Origin of the sequence: Pantoea sp. AG1095 (assembly GCF_003208415.1) — a bacterium.
Classification (GTDB): domain Bacteria; phylum Pseudomonadota; class Gammaproteobacteria; order Enterobacterales; family Enterobacteriaceae; genus Pantoea; species Pantoea leporis.
Genome location: NZ_QKMJ01000002.1, coordinates 137,300 through 152,778, shown reverse-complemented (window position 1 = coordinate 152,778; position 15,479 = coordinate 137,300). Strand labels below are relative to the sequence as shown.

General features: G+C 54.2%; 17 protein-coding genes and 1 tRNA gene. 8 read left to right on the top strand and 10 right to left on the bottom strand.

Annotated features, from left to right (window positions below; genetic code table 11):
• Window positions 1–71 precede the first annotated feature (71 nt).
• Window positions 72–146, top strand: a tRNA-Arg gene (locus tag DEU53_RS07340).
• A 20-nt stretch (window positions 147–166) separates the two neighbouring features.
• Here DEU53_RS07340 and DEU53_RS07335 read toward each other — a convergent pair.
• From DEU53_RS07335 to DEU53_RS07325, 3 genes are all read right to left on the bottom strand, one after another.
• Window positions 167–355 (bottom strand): hypothetical protein, encoded by a 189-nt coding sequence (locus tag DEU53_RS07335; RefSeq protein WP_110866538.1) that lies wholly within the window; start codon window positions 353–355, stop codon window positions 167–169.
• A 25-nt stretch (window positions 356–380) separates the two neighbouring features.
• Window positions 381–713 carry a hypothetical protein gene (locus DEU53_RS07330; protein WP_233501684.1) on the bottom strand — a complete coding sequence of 111 codons (333 nt, stop codon included), beginning with the start codon at window positions 711–713 and terminating at the stop codon, window positions 381–383.
• Window positions 714–819: 106 nt separating this feature from the next.
• Window positions 820–1,689, bottom strand: coding sequence for an AraC family transcriptional regulator (locus tag DEU53_RS07325; RefSeq protein WP_110866537.1), 870 nt, complete (start codon window positions 1,687–1,689; stop codon window positions 820–822).
• Window positions 1,690–1,869: 180 nt separating this feature from the next.
• Here DEU53_RS07325 and DEU53_RS07320 point away from each other — a divergent pair, with 180 nt between their 5' ends.
• Complete coding sequence (locus DEU53_RS07320) at window positions 1,870–2,769, top strand: DMT family transporter (RefSeq protein ID WP_110866536.1); 900 nt, start codon at window positions 1,870–1,872, stop codon at window positions 2,767–2,769.
• Between the two features lie 38 nt (window positions 2,770–2,807).
• Here DEU53_RS07320 and DEU53_RS07315 read toward each other — a convergent pair whose 3' ends face one another.
• Window positions 2,808–3,047, bottom strand: a complete 240-nt coding sequence (locus tag DEU53_RS07315; RefSeq protein WP_008101313.1) for a hypothetical protein — start codon at window positions 3,045–3,047, stop codon at window positions 2,808–2,810.
• Between the two features lie 269 nt (window positions 3,048–3,316).
• On the opposite strand from DEU53_RS07315, the gene DEU53_RS07310 reads away from it, so the two are divergent.
• Window positions 3,317–4,534, top strand: a complete 1,218-nt coding sequence (locus tag DEU53_RS07310) for an MFS transporter (protein ID WP_110866535.1) — start codon at window positions 3,317–3,319, stop codon at window positions 4,532–4,534.
• Between the two features lie 515 nt (window positions 4,535–5,049).
• Here DEU53_RS07310 and DEU53_RS07305 read toward each other — a convergent pair.
• From DEU53_RS07305 to DEU53_RS07290, 4 genes are all read right to left on the bottom strand, one after another.
• Window positions 5,050–5,331, bottom strand: coding sequence for a membrane lipoprotein lipid attachment site-containing protein (locus tag DEU53_RS07305; RefSeq protein ID WP_110866534.1), 282 nt, complete (start codon window positions 5,329–5,331; stop codon window positions 5,050–5,052).
• A gap of 253 nt (window positions 5,332–5,584) precedes the next feature.
• Window positions 5,585–6,388, bottom strand: a complete 804-nt coding sequence (locus tag DEU53_RS07300; protein ID WP_110866533.1) for a hypothetical protein — start codon at window positions 6,386–6,388, stop codon at window positions 5,585–5,587.
• A gap of 9 nt (window positions 6,389–6,397) precedes the next feature.
• Window positions 6,398–6,850: a universal stress protein gene (locus DEU53_RS07295; protein ID WP_101763602.1), complete on the bottom strand. Its 453-nt coding sequence runs from the start codon at window positions 6,848–6,850 to the stop codon at window positions 6,398–6,400.
• 7 nt (window positions 6,851–6,857) lie between these two features.
• Window positions 6,858–7,643, bottom strand: a complete 786-nt coding sequence (locus DEU53_RS07290; RefSeq protein ID WP_008101326.1) for an IclR family transcriptional regulator — start codon at window positions 7,641–7,643, stop codon at window positions 6,858–6,860.
• Window positions 7,644–7,793: 150 nt separating this feature from the next.
• On the opposite strand from DEU53_RS07290, the gene DEU53_RS07285 reads away from it, so the two are divergent.
• The 3 genes from DEU53_RS07285 to ypdK all read left to right on the top strand — a co-directional run bounded on the left by DEU53_RS07285 (window position 7,794) and on the right by ypdK (window position 10,703).
• Window positions 7,794–9,395 (top strand): MFS transporter, encoded by a 1,602-nt coding sequence (locus DEU53_RS07285; protein ID WP_110866532.1) that lies wholly within the window; start codon window positions 7,794–7,796, stop codon window positions 9,393–9,395.
• 5 nt (window positions 9,396–9,400) lie between these two features.
• Complete coding sequence (locus tag DEU53_RS07280) at window positions 9,401–10,429, top strand: HlyD family secretion protein (RefSeq protein WP_110866531.1); 1,029 nt, start codon at window positions 9,401–9,403, stop codon at window positions 10,427–10,429.
• 202 nt (window positions 10,430–10,631) lie between these two features.
• Window positions 10,632–10,703, top strand: a complete 72-nt coding sequence (gene ypdK / locus DEU53_RS07275) for a membrane protein YpdK (protein WP_099686956.1) — start codon at window positions 10,632–10,634, stop codon at window positions 10,701–10,703.
• A gap of 41 nt (window positions 10,704–10,744) precedes the next feature.
• On the opposite strand, the gene alaC is transcribed toward ypdK, so the two are convergent.
• Together alaC and DEU53_RS07265 are read right to left on the bottom strand one after the other, a co-directional pair.
• Window positions 10,745–11,983 (bottom strand): alanine transaminase, encoded by a 1,239-nt coding sequence (gene alaC, locus DEU53_RS07270; RefSeq protein WP_008101332.1) that lies wholly within the window; start codon window positions 11,981–11,983, stop codon window positions 10,745–10,747.
• Between the two features lie 118 nt (window positions 11,984–12,101).
• Window positions 12,102–12,626: a GNAT family N-acetyltransferase gene (locus DEU53_RS07265; protein WP_110866530.1), complete on the bottom strand. Its 525-nt coding sequence runs from the start codon at window positions 12,624–12,626 to the stop codon at window positions 12,102–12,104.
• Between the two features lie 419 nt (window positions 12,627–13,045).
• Between DEU53_RS07265 and DEU53_RS07260 the strand changes: the two genes are divergently transcribed.
• Together DEU53_RS07260 and DEU53_RS07255 are read left to right on the top strand one after the other, a co-directional pair.
• Window positions 13,046–14,737 (top strand): sensor histidine kinase, encoded by a 1,692-nt coding sequence (locus DEU53_RS07260; protein ID WP_110866529.1) that lies wholly within the window; start codon window positions 13,046–13,048, stop codon window positions 14,735–14,737.
• Window positions 14,734–15,459, top strand: a complete 726-nt coding sequence (locus DEU53_RS07255) for a LytTR family DNA-binding domain-containing protein (protein ID WP_101763596.1) — start codon at window positions 14,734–14,736, stop codon at window positions 15,457–15,459. Before DEU53_RS07260 ends, DEU53_RS07255 begins: the two co-directional genes overlap by 4 nt.
• Window positions 15,460–15,479 lie beyond the last annotated feature (20 nt).

Sequence of the window (15,479 nt, the reverse complement as noted above, 5' to 3'; positions counted from 1 at the left end):
CTGATAGATTGAGCAAACAACCGCTGCATAGTTAAAATCAGGTTCGCGGTGCGCTATACTGCGCGCCCGGCGTCTCCTTAGTTAAATGGATATAACGAGCCCCTCCTAAGGGCTAGTTGCAGGTTCGATTCCTGCAGGGGACACCAGATTTTCATCGTTCTCCCGCTTAAAACAGCCATCTTGCCAGAGCAAGTGTCAGTCCAGCGGTGCTCATTATTCCCGCCACAATCCATTTCGTTTGTTGATTTATCGCCTGATGAAGATCGCTTTTAGTGGCGTAGTTCGATTTGATCACCGCGATATCCGTTTTCATTTCATGAATATCCGCTTCCAGCTTTGATACGCGCTTTTCCATGTTCACTCCTTGATTAGTTATTCACTCAAAACAACCAGCGAGCCAGTGCCAACGTCATGCCCGCAGTACTCAGCATCCCAGCGATTATCCATTTTGTCTGCTTACTTAACTCCTGATGAATTCTCCCAATATCCTGATGCACTTTGCCGATCTCCTGATAAAGATCGCTTTTGGTGACGTAATTCGATTTGATCACCGCGATATCCGTTTTCATTACTGCCATATCGGTTTTGATATCGTCAATATCCGCTTCCAGCTTTGACACGCGCTTTTCCACAATTACAGCCTCTTGTAACTTGTCATTGTAATCAATGTGATAGCTTAATTTTCCTGCAAAGCATCCTACTCCAAAATCCATGGAAAAAATGCCTCACTGAGTTTGAGAATGCCTAATTGAGAGATGTGTTCAGAAAAAAACAGAGGTTCTTGCAGCCGATTACAACGGTTTAAAAGTGAGATCGTAATCAGACTTGATCGTGGCGCCATGCCGATGGCGTCACGCCATGCAGCTGACGGAAGCGGTTACTGAAGTGACTCGAGGAGTGAAAACCGCAGCGCAATGCGATTTCTGTTAGCGATAAACGGCTGAATTTCAGCAGCTGCAGCGCAGCATCCATGCGGCGATGCATCACATATTGATGCGGGGCCTCGCCAACGCTGCTGCGGAACATGCGGGCAAAATGGTATTCGCTCAGCGCCGCTTCAGCAGCCAGTTGCGCCAGCGTTAATGGCTGATCGAGCTGCGCATCAATATACGCCATGACTCGCCGCAACACGGCGGGCGCCAGTCCGCCACGCACCTGCGGCGCTTGCCATTGCACATCGCTGTAGCGTTGCAGCAGATGCGTCATCAGCAACGTTGATGCGCTGCTGAGCATCAATTGGTTCGCCGGCTGTTGCCAGTCGGTGCTCAGCAAGAAGTGGCGATAAAGTTGGGTGATGCGATCGTCCGCCGCGAAGATCTTTTCATGCAGATTGAGCTGCGACGGACTGCGATCCCAAATCTGCTCGCCCAAATGCCTCAGATGTTCGTCGGTGCAATAGAGATGCACAAACGACAAATCGGCGCGAATATCCCACACCGATTCTACCCCGCTGGGCATCAGGCAAAAGCGATCCGGGCCGCCGCCGTTGCGCCAGCCGTTTTGAGTTTTATGCCAGGTTTCATAGCCGTCTGCGGTATACAGGCTCAGCGTGTGATGATCGCTAAGATTGGTGACGCGATCGCCGCTGTTAAACCAGGCCGCCAGCTTAATGCCGCTCGACAACTGCACACTGTCGCGCAGCTGCGCTTTGTGGCGCTGCAGCATGTTGAAGGTCTGGTAATCGGCCATGGTTCATATCACTCGAAGTTCATGAGCGCCCAGTGTACGGATCTCCGCAGACAGAAAACAGGTCACAGCCGGACACAGAAGTAAAAAGCGCAAGATTTTGCAATTGCCGCGCAAAAACGTGCAAGCCGCAGGTTGCTTTTCACGCCACACTGCGCGCCAGATTATGTCGGAGAGTGCGCTATGAATGTGATGTTATACCTTGCCGTGGTGATGATTTGGGGAACCACCTGGATTGCCATTTTCCTGCAGCAGGAAGCGGGCGATACGCCCGTTTTGGTGGCGGTATTTTGGCGTTTCTTACTGGCGTCGCTGATGATGCTGGGGATCCTCAAACTGCTGCATCGGCTACGAACGCTGGATAAGCGCGATCATCTGTTTTGTCTGCTGCAGGGCTGCTGCGTGTTTGGCTTCAACTTTGTCTGCTTCTATCATGCTGCCGCGTGGATCAGCAGCGGACTCGAGTCGGTGATATTCTCGATGGCCGTGCTGTATAACGCGCTTAACGGCTGGATCTTCTTCCGTCAGCGCCCATCGTTTCGCCTGTTGCCAGCGGCGGTGCTTGGCCTGGGCGGTATTGTCGCACTGTTCTGGAATGATATTCAGGCGGCGCATCCGGCTCCACAGTTGCTGTGGGGCGTGGGCCTCAGCGCGCTTGGCACGCTGGGCTTCTCCTTCGGCAATATGATTTCGCTGCGCCATCAACGCCGTCAGCGTGATGTGCTGACCACCAACAGCTACGCGATGCTGTATGGCGCTTTGGTGATGGCCGCACTGGCATTAATTAACGGCGATTCGCTGGCGCCAGCGCTGAATATGCAATGGTTAGGCGCGATGAGCTACCTGGCGATATTTGGTTCGGTCGTGGGATTTGGGGCCTACTTCACGCTGGTGGGCCGTATTGGTGCCAGTCAGGCCGCTTACAGTACTTTGCTGTTCCCGCTGGTGGCGCTAACGCTCTCCACGCTTTATGAAGGTTATCACTGGCATAGTAATGCGATTATCGGATTGGTGATGATTCTGGCGGGGAACATGGTGATGTTTGTACGCTGGCCGACGATGGGCCGATTGCGGACCGCATAAATAACGAGAGCGGGCATTGCGCCCGCTCTTTTGTTCCTCTAGCGCCAGCCCTGAACGCCGATATTGAGCTGGTGAGGTTTAGTTATGGCTTTTCTGGCAATCCAGTAAAGCAGGACGCGTTCATCATCTTTGTCGCGGTCGGCCATTGCCAGTAATTTCAGCGACAACGTGGATTTATTCACTGGTTGATGCTCATCGCTTAACTCGATCACCGCCTGACCGATAATGCAGCAAACCTCATCCTCATTTGACGCGGATTCATATGTTCGGTCTTTCATATTTCCTCCTTTTGAATGAATTCTAAGCCTGGCAAACATCCACAACTTTGCAGGCGATATGGCGCGATCGATACAAACACTTACAGATGGTTACCCGTAGCAACCGCTACGGCTTAAATGACATCACTTACTGTCATCACAATGCCATTCATACCCGCTTTACTGCATTTCGTTCCACCATCCGGTTCATTCACGCCTCTGCACCCCCCGCACGCGCGAGAGCAATTTATTATCTCCACAGATTCCGCTTTCTCGAGTGAGAGATAAAAATGACAACAGCAACCCCCGCGAATGACCAACGTACCCGCATGCTCACCCTTATCGGCACTATTATCACCCAGTTCGCTTTGGGCTCGGTTTATACCTGGAGCCTGTTTAACGGCCCGCTGGCAAATAAGCTGAATGCGCCGATCAGTGAAGTGGCTTTCTCGTTCGGTTTACTCAGTCTTGGCCTGGCGATTGCGTCATCGCTTGCCGGGAAATTGCAGGAGCGCTTTGGCGTGCGCAACGTCACCATCGGTGCGGGCATGCTGATGGCGGTAGGTTTCTGGCTGACCGCGCATGCCGATAATCTGATGATGCTCTACCTCAGCGCAGGGATTCTGGTGGGATTGGCCGATGGCGCCGGTTATCTGATGACGCTCTCTAACTGCGTGAAGTGGTTCCCGGAGCGCAAAGGGCTCATTTCCGCCTGCTCGATTGGTGCGTACGGTTTGGGTAGCCTCGGCTTTAAATTCATCTGCGGCGCACTGCTGAGCGCACAAGGTCTGGAGAATACCTTCATGATCTGGGGCCTGCTGGCGATGAGCATGATCATTGTCGGCGCGTTGCTGATGCGTGACGCACCGATGCAGAAGAACAGAGGTAATACGCAGCTGGAAGCCAAAGATTACACGCTGGCGCAATCGGTGCGTTTACCGCAGTACTGGATGCTGGCGCTGATGTTCCTCACTGCCTGCATGAGCGGCCTGTACGTGATTGGCGTGGCGAAAGATATCGGTGAAGGCATGGTGCATCTGAGCGCGCAAACCGCCGCCAATGCGGTCACGGTGATTGCAATTGCCAACCTCAGCGGCCGTCTGATTCTTGGCGTGCTATCGGATAAAATGGCGCGCATCCGTGTGATTACGCTGGCGCAAATCGTCTCGCTGGTGGGCATGAGTATTTTGCTATTCACCCATATGAGTGAATCGACCTTCTTCCTCTCCTTAGCCTGCGTGGCCTTTAGCTTCGGCGGCACCATTACCGTGTTCCCATCGCTGGTCAGCGATTTCTTTGGCCTGAACAACCTGACCAAAAACTATGGTCTGATTTACCTGGGCTTCGGTATCGGCAGCGTGCTGGGTTCGCTGGTGGCTTCCGCCTTTGGCGGCTTCACCGTCACCTTCAGCCTGATTATGACCTTGCTGGTGATTTCGCTGGTGTTGTCGCTGAGCATCCGTCTGCCAAATCGCCAAAACGTGGCAGAACCTTTACTGCATAATTAAGTTCGCTGGGATGCCGCATGAATACGCGGCATCCCATTTCTCCACAATTAATCCACAATAACGCGTTAATTGAGAACCACTATTATTAAGCCTTGCCTTTCGGAGTAATCTCGTTATTATTATCAGGCATTCAGCTTATTCCGATTGGTTTATTTTACCCCGCGACTTTTTTAGCATTTAATTGACACACTCCGTAATACATTCCGTAATAACTCTACATTTCCTGCATCTTCACTCCACTATTCCCCTGTAATCTGGCGTCATTGGAACAGAGGAGGACTCTCCATGAAGAAAGTGATTAAGCTTGCATCGGTTGTAGCCATTATGACGATGTTGAGTGGCTGTATTATCGATCATCATCGTGGAGGCGGCGGCCCAGGCTGGGGCCATCATGGTGGTGGCGGCGGCTGGCATCATGGGCACGGCGGTCATGGACACCGCAGATAGTTGGGCAAAGCACACACAGCAAATAATAAGAAAATAAAAAGGGCGGGAAATTATCCCGCCCTATTTTTTTAGCTTTTTACCGCGTAATTACATTGATACCAGGCTTTCTTAAGTCCGGGCAAATGGCTATTTTGCGACGGCAGTGATTCCACCTTATCAAATCCACGCTGGCTGCAATAATTCGCAAGGTCGATCTCCATTGCGTCTTTATTCAGCGTGTGCGGATCGTAACGATACTGCACGGTATTTGAGCTGGTATCTTCATCAACACGCTCAAATCCTCCTGGTTTGCTGACGCTACAACCTGCCAACATAAAAAGCGCCAATGTGCTAATAAGCATTTTTTTCATTAGGGTTTCCTCTTGAGCGTTGCAGTCTAAAAGGCAACGCCGCGCTTATCTATAGGAATAAAGCGCGAAATGTCCGGGATTAGTGAAGCTTTCGCCAATCAAATCGATAAAACCAAACGGTTTCACTTATCAAGGTAAGGGTGCGATTATCTGTTCAGACAAAACGAAGTCTGCACCACACCAGGTGAATTAATAATAAACATACTGATAATGACCTTCATGCCCGCGCTGAGCGGGCTTTTTTTTTTGCCTGCTAACCGGTAAGGCTGACCATCTTACGTAAAAGATTGGCCGCTTGTTTGTCAGGCAATGCGAGAATGCCGCTGTAGAGATCAATCGACATCGCGCACATTGCGCCGCGATCAACCGCGGTATCCGCTGGCATATTCAGCTGTTGCAGCCGATCGCCCCACTTGCCATACAGTTTTTCCACCACGCTTTGTAAATCGCGCTGCGCCGCAGCCTGATCCAGCGGCTGTTCATTGCCGGTACTTTGCTGCAGCAGCGTTTCGAGTGCTTGCGCATCGCGCTGATTCAGTTCCGGTGACAGCACCTGTTGCAAATTGACGCCGCCATTCACCTGCGGATAGAGGAAACGGAAGCAGCGCTGCGGTTCCTGCTGCTGCAACGCCTGCATCTCCTCGACCGAGACGCGGATGTAATCAATGATCGCCGCATCGCTGGCGCGCGTCAGACGCTGATTAACCAGATCCATCAACCAGCCGCGCATATCCCCCAGCGCCTGATTGGCGGGAACACCTTCCAGCCGTTTATGCAGCAGCTCGCGATTAAGCAACTGCCACAATGCGGGTTCCTGAATTTTTAGCAGGCGATAACCGGGCGCAAGGCTGAGTTGGGTTGCGACCTCTTCCATCAGCGCCTGCCGCTCCTGACGTGGATGAAGCCAGCTGAACCACAGTAAATTCGCCAGTATTAGCGGCAAGATAAATAACAGCACGCCTTGCCACAGTCGCAGCGAGGTGGTGCGCACCAGCAGAATAATAATGATCGCCAGCAGCGCGAACGCCGCTAGCGTAATCGGAAAAAGCGAGAGCATCGAGCGGGGTTAATCCTTACGTACATCAATTAAAACGGGGCAATTGGCGCGTTCAATCACCGCAGCGCTGACCGAACCTTTCAGCAGACGATTAAACGGCGACAGATGACGGCGTCCCATGATGATCATGCTGGCATGCAAAAGTGTGGATTGCGCCACAATGGTTTCCGCCGCTTCCCCCGCCAGAATCAAACCTTTTGCCGCCACGCCCGCGCGCAAAAGCGGCGCCAGCGCATGACGCACCACCATTTCGGCGGTGTTCTGCTCATCTTTCGCCGCCACAAAATCATCCGGATCTTCACCGGCATCAATCTCTATCGGTTGATTACAGGAGGAGTAAGCGGGATCAACGCAGCATAGCACCGTGACCTGTGCCTGATGCGCCAGCGCTTGTTCAATGGTCAACGCAATCACTTTTTCCGCCACCGGAGAGTTATCGATGGCCATCAGCAAGGTTTTCATCAGTTGGTTATCCTTCCACAGCGGTCATTTTGCCAATTTCACGAATCAAGGCGTCTTTGCACTTGATGATTTGCTCACGATAATGCGCTTCCTGCTTATGAAAACGCGCGGTCGGCACCAGTAATGAGATGGAGAAGCGGCCAAACAGCGTATCAATGGCGACCGCCATGGTCGAAATGCCCTCCAGCGTCTCACCGCGATCAATCGCCAATCCGCTGGCGCGTACCTCGGCAATCAGCTCCAGCAATTGCGGCAGCGTTTTCACCGTCATCTCGGTTAACTCTTTATAGGCTTCGCCCACCATCACGCGCACATCTTCATCGCTCTCCAGCGCCAGCAACGCGCGGCCGCCCGATGTGCTGTAAAGCGGCAAATTCAGCCCGATGCGCGGCACCACGCGCAGTTCGCGCGAGGCCACCACATAATGCACGATAGCCAGCTGCGTGCCGCTGGCCCGCGCCAGCGATACCGTTTCATTAATCTCTGCAGAGAGTTGTTCGAGGAATGGACGCACGATTTCCACCACGTCGCTGTGCACGCTGGAGATCAGCTTGAGCAGCGCCGGACCAAGACGTAACCCGCCGGCACCGCTGCTGCGCACCAGCTGTGCGCTGTCCAGCGCACCAATAATGCGCTGCACCGTCGAGCGCGGCAGATCAACCACCTGCGCAATTTCACCCAAACTCATGCCGCCGGGATGCTCACCCAGCGCGTTCAGAATTTTTGCCGCACGCGCGATGACCTGAATGCCACCCGCTTTTTCATCCTCACGGCTTGAGGGAAGTTCAACCATGATGCGTTCCTTTTTGGCCTGCCCTACTTTAACGCGAATGATCGCACTTTTACACCCTGTATCACATTGCAATACAGCATATCGATATGTAAGATGCCACCTGTATCACATCGCAATACACTGCATCAACATCATAACGAGAAGCCTGCTATGAACGCCCAGCCCATTGCGGCTCCGGCCCCCCATCCGTTTACTCTGCGCCTGGCGCTGGGATTGGTTGGCGTGCTGATTGCCGCGCTCACATCAGGATTAAACGATCGCGTCACCGATATCGCGTTAGCCGATATCCGCGCTGCCATCGGCATCAGTTTCGATCAAGGCAGCTGGATCATCTCCGCGTATCAGGCCGCTGAAGTGGCGGCAATGATGATTGCGCCCTGGTTCGCCGTCACCTTTTCGCTGCGCCGCTTTGCGCTCACCGTCTCCGCTGGTTTTATGCTAAGCGGTCTGCTGCTGCCGCTGATGCCTAACGCCACGCTGTTTATCGCCTTGCGCGTGGTGCAGGGGTTATTTGGCGGCGCGCTGCCGCCAATGCTGATGACCGTTGCGCTGCGCTTTCTGCCGCCGCCGATCAAATTATACGGTTTAGCCGGATATGCGCTGACCGCCACCTTCGGTCCGAATATGGCCGCTTCGCTGGCGGCGTTCTGGACCGATGACGTCAGCTGGCTGTTTGTCTTCTGGCAAGTGGTGCCCGCCATGCTGATTGCCATGCTGCTGATTAGCTGGGGTTTGCCGCAGGATCCGCTGCGCCTTGAGCGTTTTAAACAGATCGATCTGTTTGGCATGCTAACCGGCTGTTCGGGTATGGCGCTGCTGATCCTGGCGCTGACGCAGGGCGAGCGACTCGACTGGCTCGAATCGCCGTTATTTTGCGGCCTATTATTCAGCGCGCTGGCGTTGCTGACTGTGTTCTTTATTAATGAATGGTTTCATCCGCTGCCGCTGTTCAAATTGCAGATGCTGGGGCGGCGCAATCTCGCGCACGGCTTGCTGGTGCTGGCGGGCGTGCTGATTCTGTCGCTGTCAGGTTCGGCGCTGCCGTCGGCCTATCTGGCGCAGGTGCAAGGCTTCCGCACGCTGCAGTTCGCCCCGCTGGCGTTGACCATCGGATTGCCGCAGTTGCTGATCGCGCCTTTTGTTGCCGCGCTGCTGAATATTCGCTGGGTGGATTGCCGCTGGATGTTGACAGCGGGCGTAGCGCTGTTGGTGACGTCCTGCCTGATGGGCATGCACATCACCACCGATTGGGCGCGGCAGAATTTCTGGCTGATTCAGATTTTGCAGGCGTTCGGCCAGCCCATGGTGATTTTGCCGGTGCTGATGAGTGCCACCAGCGTGGTTGCACCACCAGAAGGCCCCTTTGCCTCGGCGATGTTCAACACGGTGCGCGGTTTCTCCAGCATCGCCGCCAGCACGCTGGTGGAATGGTTTATCAGCCACCGTGAAAAATTCCACTCCAACGTGCTGGTCGATAGCGCCGCCAGCCGTTCATGGCTGATGACGGCGCCGAACAGCGCACAATCCAGCAGCAGCGTGCCGTTGCTGCCGGACGGCAGCGTCAGCAGCGCGGAAAACCTCAGCGGCTTCGCCACCTTGCTGAAACAGCAGGCGATGGTGCTGAGCCTGAGTGATTGCTACCAGATGCTGATTGCCTTCGCCGCCCTGCTTTTACTGTTAACCGCCTGGTTGCCAAAACGCGTGTGGCCACCACAAACACTGATTCAACCTGTTACGACGACGTCGAGATAATTGATATGCAAGCTTTTGCTTTGAAGAGAACGGTGCTGTTGAGCGCCTTATTACTGGTGTTATTAGCGATGGCCTTTTTTGTCTGGTCATCGATGACCGGCAACGATCACCGCACCACCGATGCCTATGTGAATGCCGATTATACGCTGGTTGCGCCGAAAGTTTCCGGCTACATCGCCAGCGTCAACGTGCAAGACAACCAGCGCGTAAAGGCCGGCGAACTGCTGGCGACACTCGACGATCGCGATTACCGCGTGGCGTTAGAGACCGCGCAGGCCAATTTGCAGGTCAGCGAGGCGAAGCGTTTGAGTAGCCAGGCGCAGCTGGAACAGCAGCAATCCACTATCGACCAGGCGAAGGCCACGTTAGCGGCGAGCCAGGCTTCCGCGCAGTACGCCGGACAAAGCGCCGCGCGTTACAACCAGCTGTATAAAAGTGGCACCATCGCCGCAGACGATCAGCAAAAAGCCAACTCAACGCAGCGATCCGCTTCGGCTACCGTCCGCCAGAGCGAAGCGGCGCTAGCTTCCGCCGTCAAGCAAGTTGGCGTGCTACAAGCTGCGGTGCGTCAGGCCGCTGCCGATGTCGCTGCCGCGCAGGCCAGCGTCGATCAGGCGCAGCTCAATCTTTCCTACACGCGGATTGTGGCGCCGGTGGATGGCATGGTCGGTCAGCGTTCGGTGCGCCTCGGCGCCTACGTTAGCGCAGGCACGCGTTTGCTGGCGGTGGTGCCGCTGCAGCAAACCTATATCACCGCTAATTATCTGGAAACGCAGCTGGCGGATGTGCAGCAAGGGCAGAAAGTGAGCGTGAAGGTGGATGCCTTGCCGGGCAAGGTATTTAGCGGTCACGTCGACAGCATTGCTCCAGCTACGGGCGCGACCTTTTCCGCCATTTCGCCGGACAACGCCACCGGCAATTACACCAAAGTGGTACAGCGTTTACCGGTGAAAATTGTGCTCGATGAAAACCAGCCGGATCTGGCCAAACTGCGCGTGGGAATGTCGGCGATACCGGAGATTGAGACCCGCTGAAAATGTGAGCAATATCTCAGAAGCGGCCTATTTATTTTTGGGACAAATCCGCGTAAATTAGCCCTCGATCCTGTTTCGGGCTTGCCTGGAGCGACCTGAGAAGAAAGCGTGTAGCGATGATGAACTCCACCTTTCTCTTATTCTGTTCGGGTTACGCGGGTTTGGGATCGCCCGCCGGGTAGCCGCTCAGAGGAGTTGTTTTGTGAGATACGCTTTGATGGGAATTTCTTTCTTCCTGTTGCTTTGGGTCGGTACTTTTGTACTGATGCTGTAGAGCCGCCAGGCGGGGCGACGCTGAGTCGCCCCACTTAATGGTTATTCCTCTTCTTCTTCCAGCGCTTTCACCGTTCCCGGCAAAATGCCATCGGCACGGAACATCGATTTAATCCCCCGGACCGCCTGACGAATACGATCGCTGTTTTCAATCAGCGCGAAACGCACGTGGGTATCCCCGTAATCACCGAAACCGATGCCCGGCGAGACGCACACTTTGGCCTCCTGCATTAGTAATTTGGCAAACTCCAGTGAGCCAAGATGCGCGTAGTGATCGGGAATTTTCGCCCAGACGTACATCGACGCCTTCGGCAGATCGACCATCCAGCCCGCTTCGTGCAGGCCTTTCACCAGCACATCGCGGCGGCGTTTGTACTGTTCAGCGATATCGCGCACGCACTGTTGATCGCCTTCCAGCGCCGCAATCGCTGCGACCTGCAGTGGCGTGAAGGTGCCGTAATCGTGATAACTTTTGATGCGCGCCAGCGCGGAGACCAGCTCTTTGTTACCGACCATAAAGCCGATGCGCCAGCCCGCCATGTTGTAGCTTTTCGACAGGGTAAAGAATTCTACCGCCACATCACGCGCGCCTGGCACCTGCATAATCGACGGCGCTTTCCAGCCATCGTAGGTGATATCAGCGTAGGCGAGATCATGGATGACCAGCACGTTGTACTGCTTCGCCAGCGCGATGACGCGCTCAAAGAAGTCGAGCTCAACGCATTGCGCTGTAGGGTTCGACGGGAAGCCGAGAATCATCATTTTCGGTTTGGGATAGCTTTCGCGAATCGCCCGCTCCAGCTCGTTGAAGAAATCAACGCCCGCTACCAACGGAACAGAACGCACCTGCGCGCCAGCAATGACCGCGCCGTAAATGTGAATCGGATAGCTGGGGTTCGGCACCAGCACGGTGTCGCCGTGATCGAGCGTGGCCAGCATCAAGTGCGCCAAACCCTCTTTGGAGCCGATGGTGACAATCGCTTCCGATTCCGGATCGATCTCTACCTGATAACGGTCTGCGTACCAGCGCGAAATCGCGCGACGCAAACGGGGAATACCTTTCGAGGTTGAGTAACCGTGCGTGTCTTCGCGCTGCGCCACCTGGCAGAGTTTTTCGACGATATGCGGCGGCGTGGGGCCATCCGGGTTGCCCATCGAAAAATCGATGATGTCTTCGCCGCGCCGACGCGCAGCCATCTTCAATTCAGCGGTAATGTTAAAAACATACGGGGGAAGGCGTTCAATACGCGAGAAACGACGGGGTGTGCTGTTATCAGCCATGATGTCCTCTGGTTTACGTAAGCGCCCGGACCGTCCGAGCGACGTGGGTCACTGTGGTGACCGCACCAAGAACATAACGCGCTGATAACAAGATTGTCGAGAGCAGACGGAAATTTTTTTAATGTTGCGGATTCAGGCGGCCAAACACCCAATCGCTTACCCATTGGCCGTTTAGCAGATAATTATCCCGCAACGTACCCTCAAGGACGAAACCATTCTTCTCAAGAATGCGGCGCGACGGCCAATTCCCCTCAATCACCATCGCTTTCAGCTTATGAAATTCTGCCTGTAGCAAAAACTGGCACAGCGCGTCGAGCGCTTCACTGCCATAACCCATTCCGGTAAACGCCGCGCGCAGCATGTAACCCACTTCGGCCTGACGATAAGGATGCCACTCGGCGCTACAGCCAAACAGGCCAATCGGCTCGCCGGTTTCCCGGATGCGCGCCACCAGACACAGCATATGAAAACTGCTCGCCTGCCACGGCGCCAGACGCTCAGTAAAGCGTTGACGAATATCGTTTTCATCCGGAATTTCACTGACCCACGTCATGGTCGTGCGGTCCTGATGTACCGCTTTGAAAATCCGCCAGTCTTCAGGTTGAAGCCGACTGAGGGACAAACGTGGCGTGAGTAATTGCATGGCTAAGCTCCCCTTTTTATCCGGCAACATAGCAAACCGGCGTATTGACAACCAGCGTTCGGCGCACGCTTTCGCTAATCCTCTTTTTGTTACTCAAGTTTTCCTCTTTTTGCAGAGGTCGCCATTTATGGCGTAATGCCGATCAGTTAAGCACCTAATCAAATCATCGCATATTCCGTAGCGGCGCGATTTATCGCGCAATGAATTGCGCCGCTACAATGTGTGCTCGCGGTAATTAAGGGTTTTCATGTCTTAACTGACAAGCATTAGGTCATTTATGGCGACCAGGCATGCTCAAAATTGATCCCGGCTACGAGAAAGGTCTGCAGATTGCCGTGGCGCTGGCGGATCGTGACCACATTTTTTATCATAGCCTCCCGTTTCTTGCCTGAGAGATGCCCTTGCCTTCCCACTTCGACATGCTGCTGGCGGTTTTTGACCGCGCGGCGCTGATGCTGATCTGTCTGTTCTTCCTCACGCGCACGCGGGTGTTTCGTCAGCTGTTGCAAAAAGATGAGCATTCGGTGCGAGAAAAACTGGTGGTGACGGCAATATTCTCGCTGTTTGCGCTGTTCAGCACCTGGTCAGGCATTAACGTCGACGGATCTCTGCTCAATGTGCGCGTGATTGCGGTGATGTCCGGCGGCATTCTGTTTGGTCCGTGGGTGGGCATCGCCACCGGCGTGATTGCCGGTTTACATCGCTATCTGATTGATATGGATGGCGTCACGGCGGTGCCTTGCCTGATCACCAGCATCATTGCTGGCATCGCTTCGGGCGTGATCAACCGCCGGGTGAATAAAGAGCAGCGCTGGCGCGCCGGTATTCTCGGCGGTATGTTGTGCGAAAGCCTGACCATGCTGCTGATTGTGCTGTGGGCCAAGCCAATGACGCTGGGACTGGCGATTGTGTCCGAGATTGCGCTGCCGATGATTTTGGGCGCATCGAGCATCGGTTTAATCGTGCTGCTGGTGCAGAGCGTCGAAGGTGAAAAAGAGGCGATTGCGGCGCGTCAGGCCAAGCTTGCGCTGGAGATCGCCAACAAAACATTGCCGCTGTTTCGCCAGGTTGATAGCCAGTCGCTGCATAAAGTGTGCGATATCATCCGCACCGACATTCACGCCGATGCGGTCGCCATCACCAATAACAAACAGATTCTCGCCTATGTCGGTTACGGCGAGCAGAACTATCACAACGGCGATGATGCCATCAGCCCGACCACCGCGCAGGCGATCGCCAGCGGTAAAATCATTATTAAGAACAACGACGAGGCGCATCGCACCAAAGATATTCACTCGATGCTGGTTATTCCCCTTTGGGAAAAAGGGGAAGTGACAGGCACGCTAAAAATCTATTATCGCCGAGCGCATCGCATCACCGGGTCGCTGAAAGAGATGGCGATTGGGCTGTCGCAAATCATCTCCACCCAGTTGGAAGTCTCGCGGGCTGAACAGCTGCGTGAGATGGCGAACAAGGCAGAATTGCGCGCACTGCAGAGCAAAATTAACCCGCATTTCCTGTTTAACGCCCTGAATGCTATTTCCTCTTCGATTCGCCTTAATCCGGACACCGCGCGCCAGTTGGTGATCAATTTGTCACGTTATCTGCGTTACAACCTCGAACTCAACGATGACGAGCTTATCGATATCAAGAAAGAGTTGTGGCAGGTGAAGGATTACATCGCGATTGAGCAGGCGCGTTTCGGCGATAAGCTGTCGATGATTTATGACGTGGATGAAGATCTGCACTTCACGCTGCCCAGCCTGCTGATTCAGCCGCTGGTAGAGAACGCGATTGTGCACGGCATTCAGCCTTGCCGCGGCAAAGGCGTAGTGACGCTGAGCGTGAAGGATTTAGGCGATCGGGTGCGCGTTGCGGTGCGCGATACCGGTGATGGCATCAGCGATGATGTGATGAGCCGCGTGGCGCGAAACGAGATGCCCGGCAACAAAATTGGTCTGCTGAATGTGCATCATCGCGTTAAGCTGCTCTCCGGCCAGGGCTTGGTCATCACCCGCCATCATCCCGGCACGGAAATCGCCTTTACGCTTAGCAAGAATGGCCAGCGGCTGCCTGCCCCGCTGCGCCCCACCACGGAAACCGCCACGTGAAAGCCATCATCGTTGAAGACGAATTTCTTGCCCAGCAAGAGTTAAGCTGGATGATTCAGCAACATAGCCAAATCAGCGTTGAGGCCTGCTTTGATGATGGGCTGGAAGTGCTGAAATATCTGCAGAACCATCGTGTGGATGTGATTTTCCTCGATATCAACATTCCTTCGCTTGATGGCATGCTGCTGGCGCAAAACATCAATCAGTTTGCTCATAAGCCATTGATTGTGTTTATCACCGCGTGGAAAGAGCATGCGGTTGAAGCGTTTGAGCTGGACGCGTTTGACTACATTCTCAAGCCGTATCATGAGTCGCGCATCATGACCATGCTGCAGAAACTGGAAGCCAGCGCGCAACAGCAGTTGCAACCACAAAACGCAGCCACCAGCTCGCCACAAACCGTCAATCTGGTGAAAGATGAACGCATTATCGTCACCGATATCAACGAGATTTATTACGTTGAGGCGCACGAGAAGTTGACGTTTGTGTATACGCGGCGCGAAGCCTATGTGATGTCGATGGTGATCAGTGAGTTTTGCAGCCGTTTACCGGAACAGCAGTTCTTCCGCTGCCATCGCTCTTACTGCGTCAACCTGAGCAAGATTCGTGAAATCGAGCCGTGGTTTAACAATACCTATTTGGTGAAGTTGCGTGATTTGGATGCGCAGGTGCCGGTGAGTCGCAGCAAGGTGAAAGCCTTTCGGCAGTTGATGAGATTATAAGGCGAACGGCGGATGCCGCT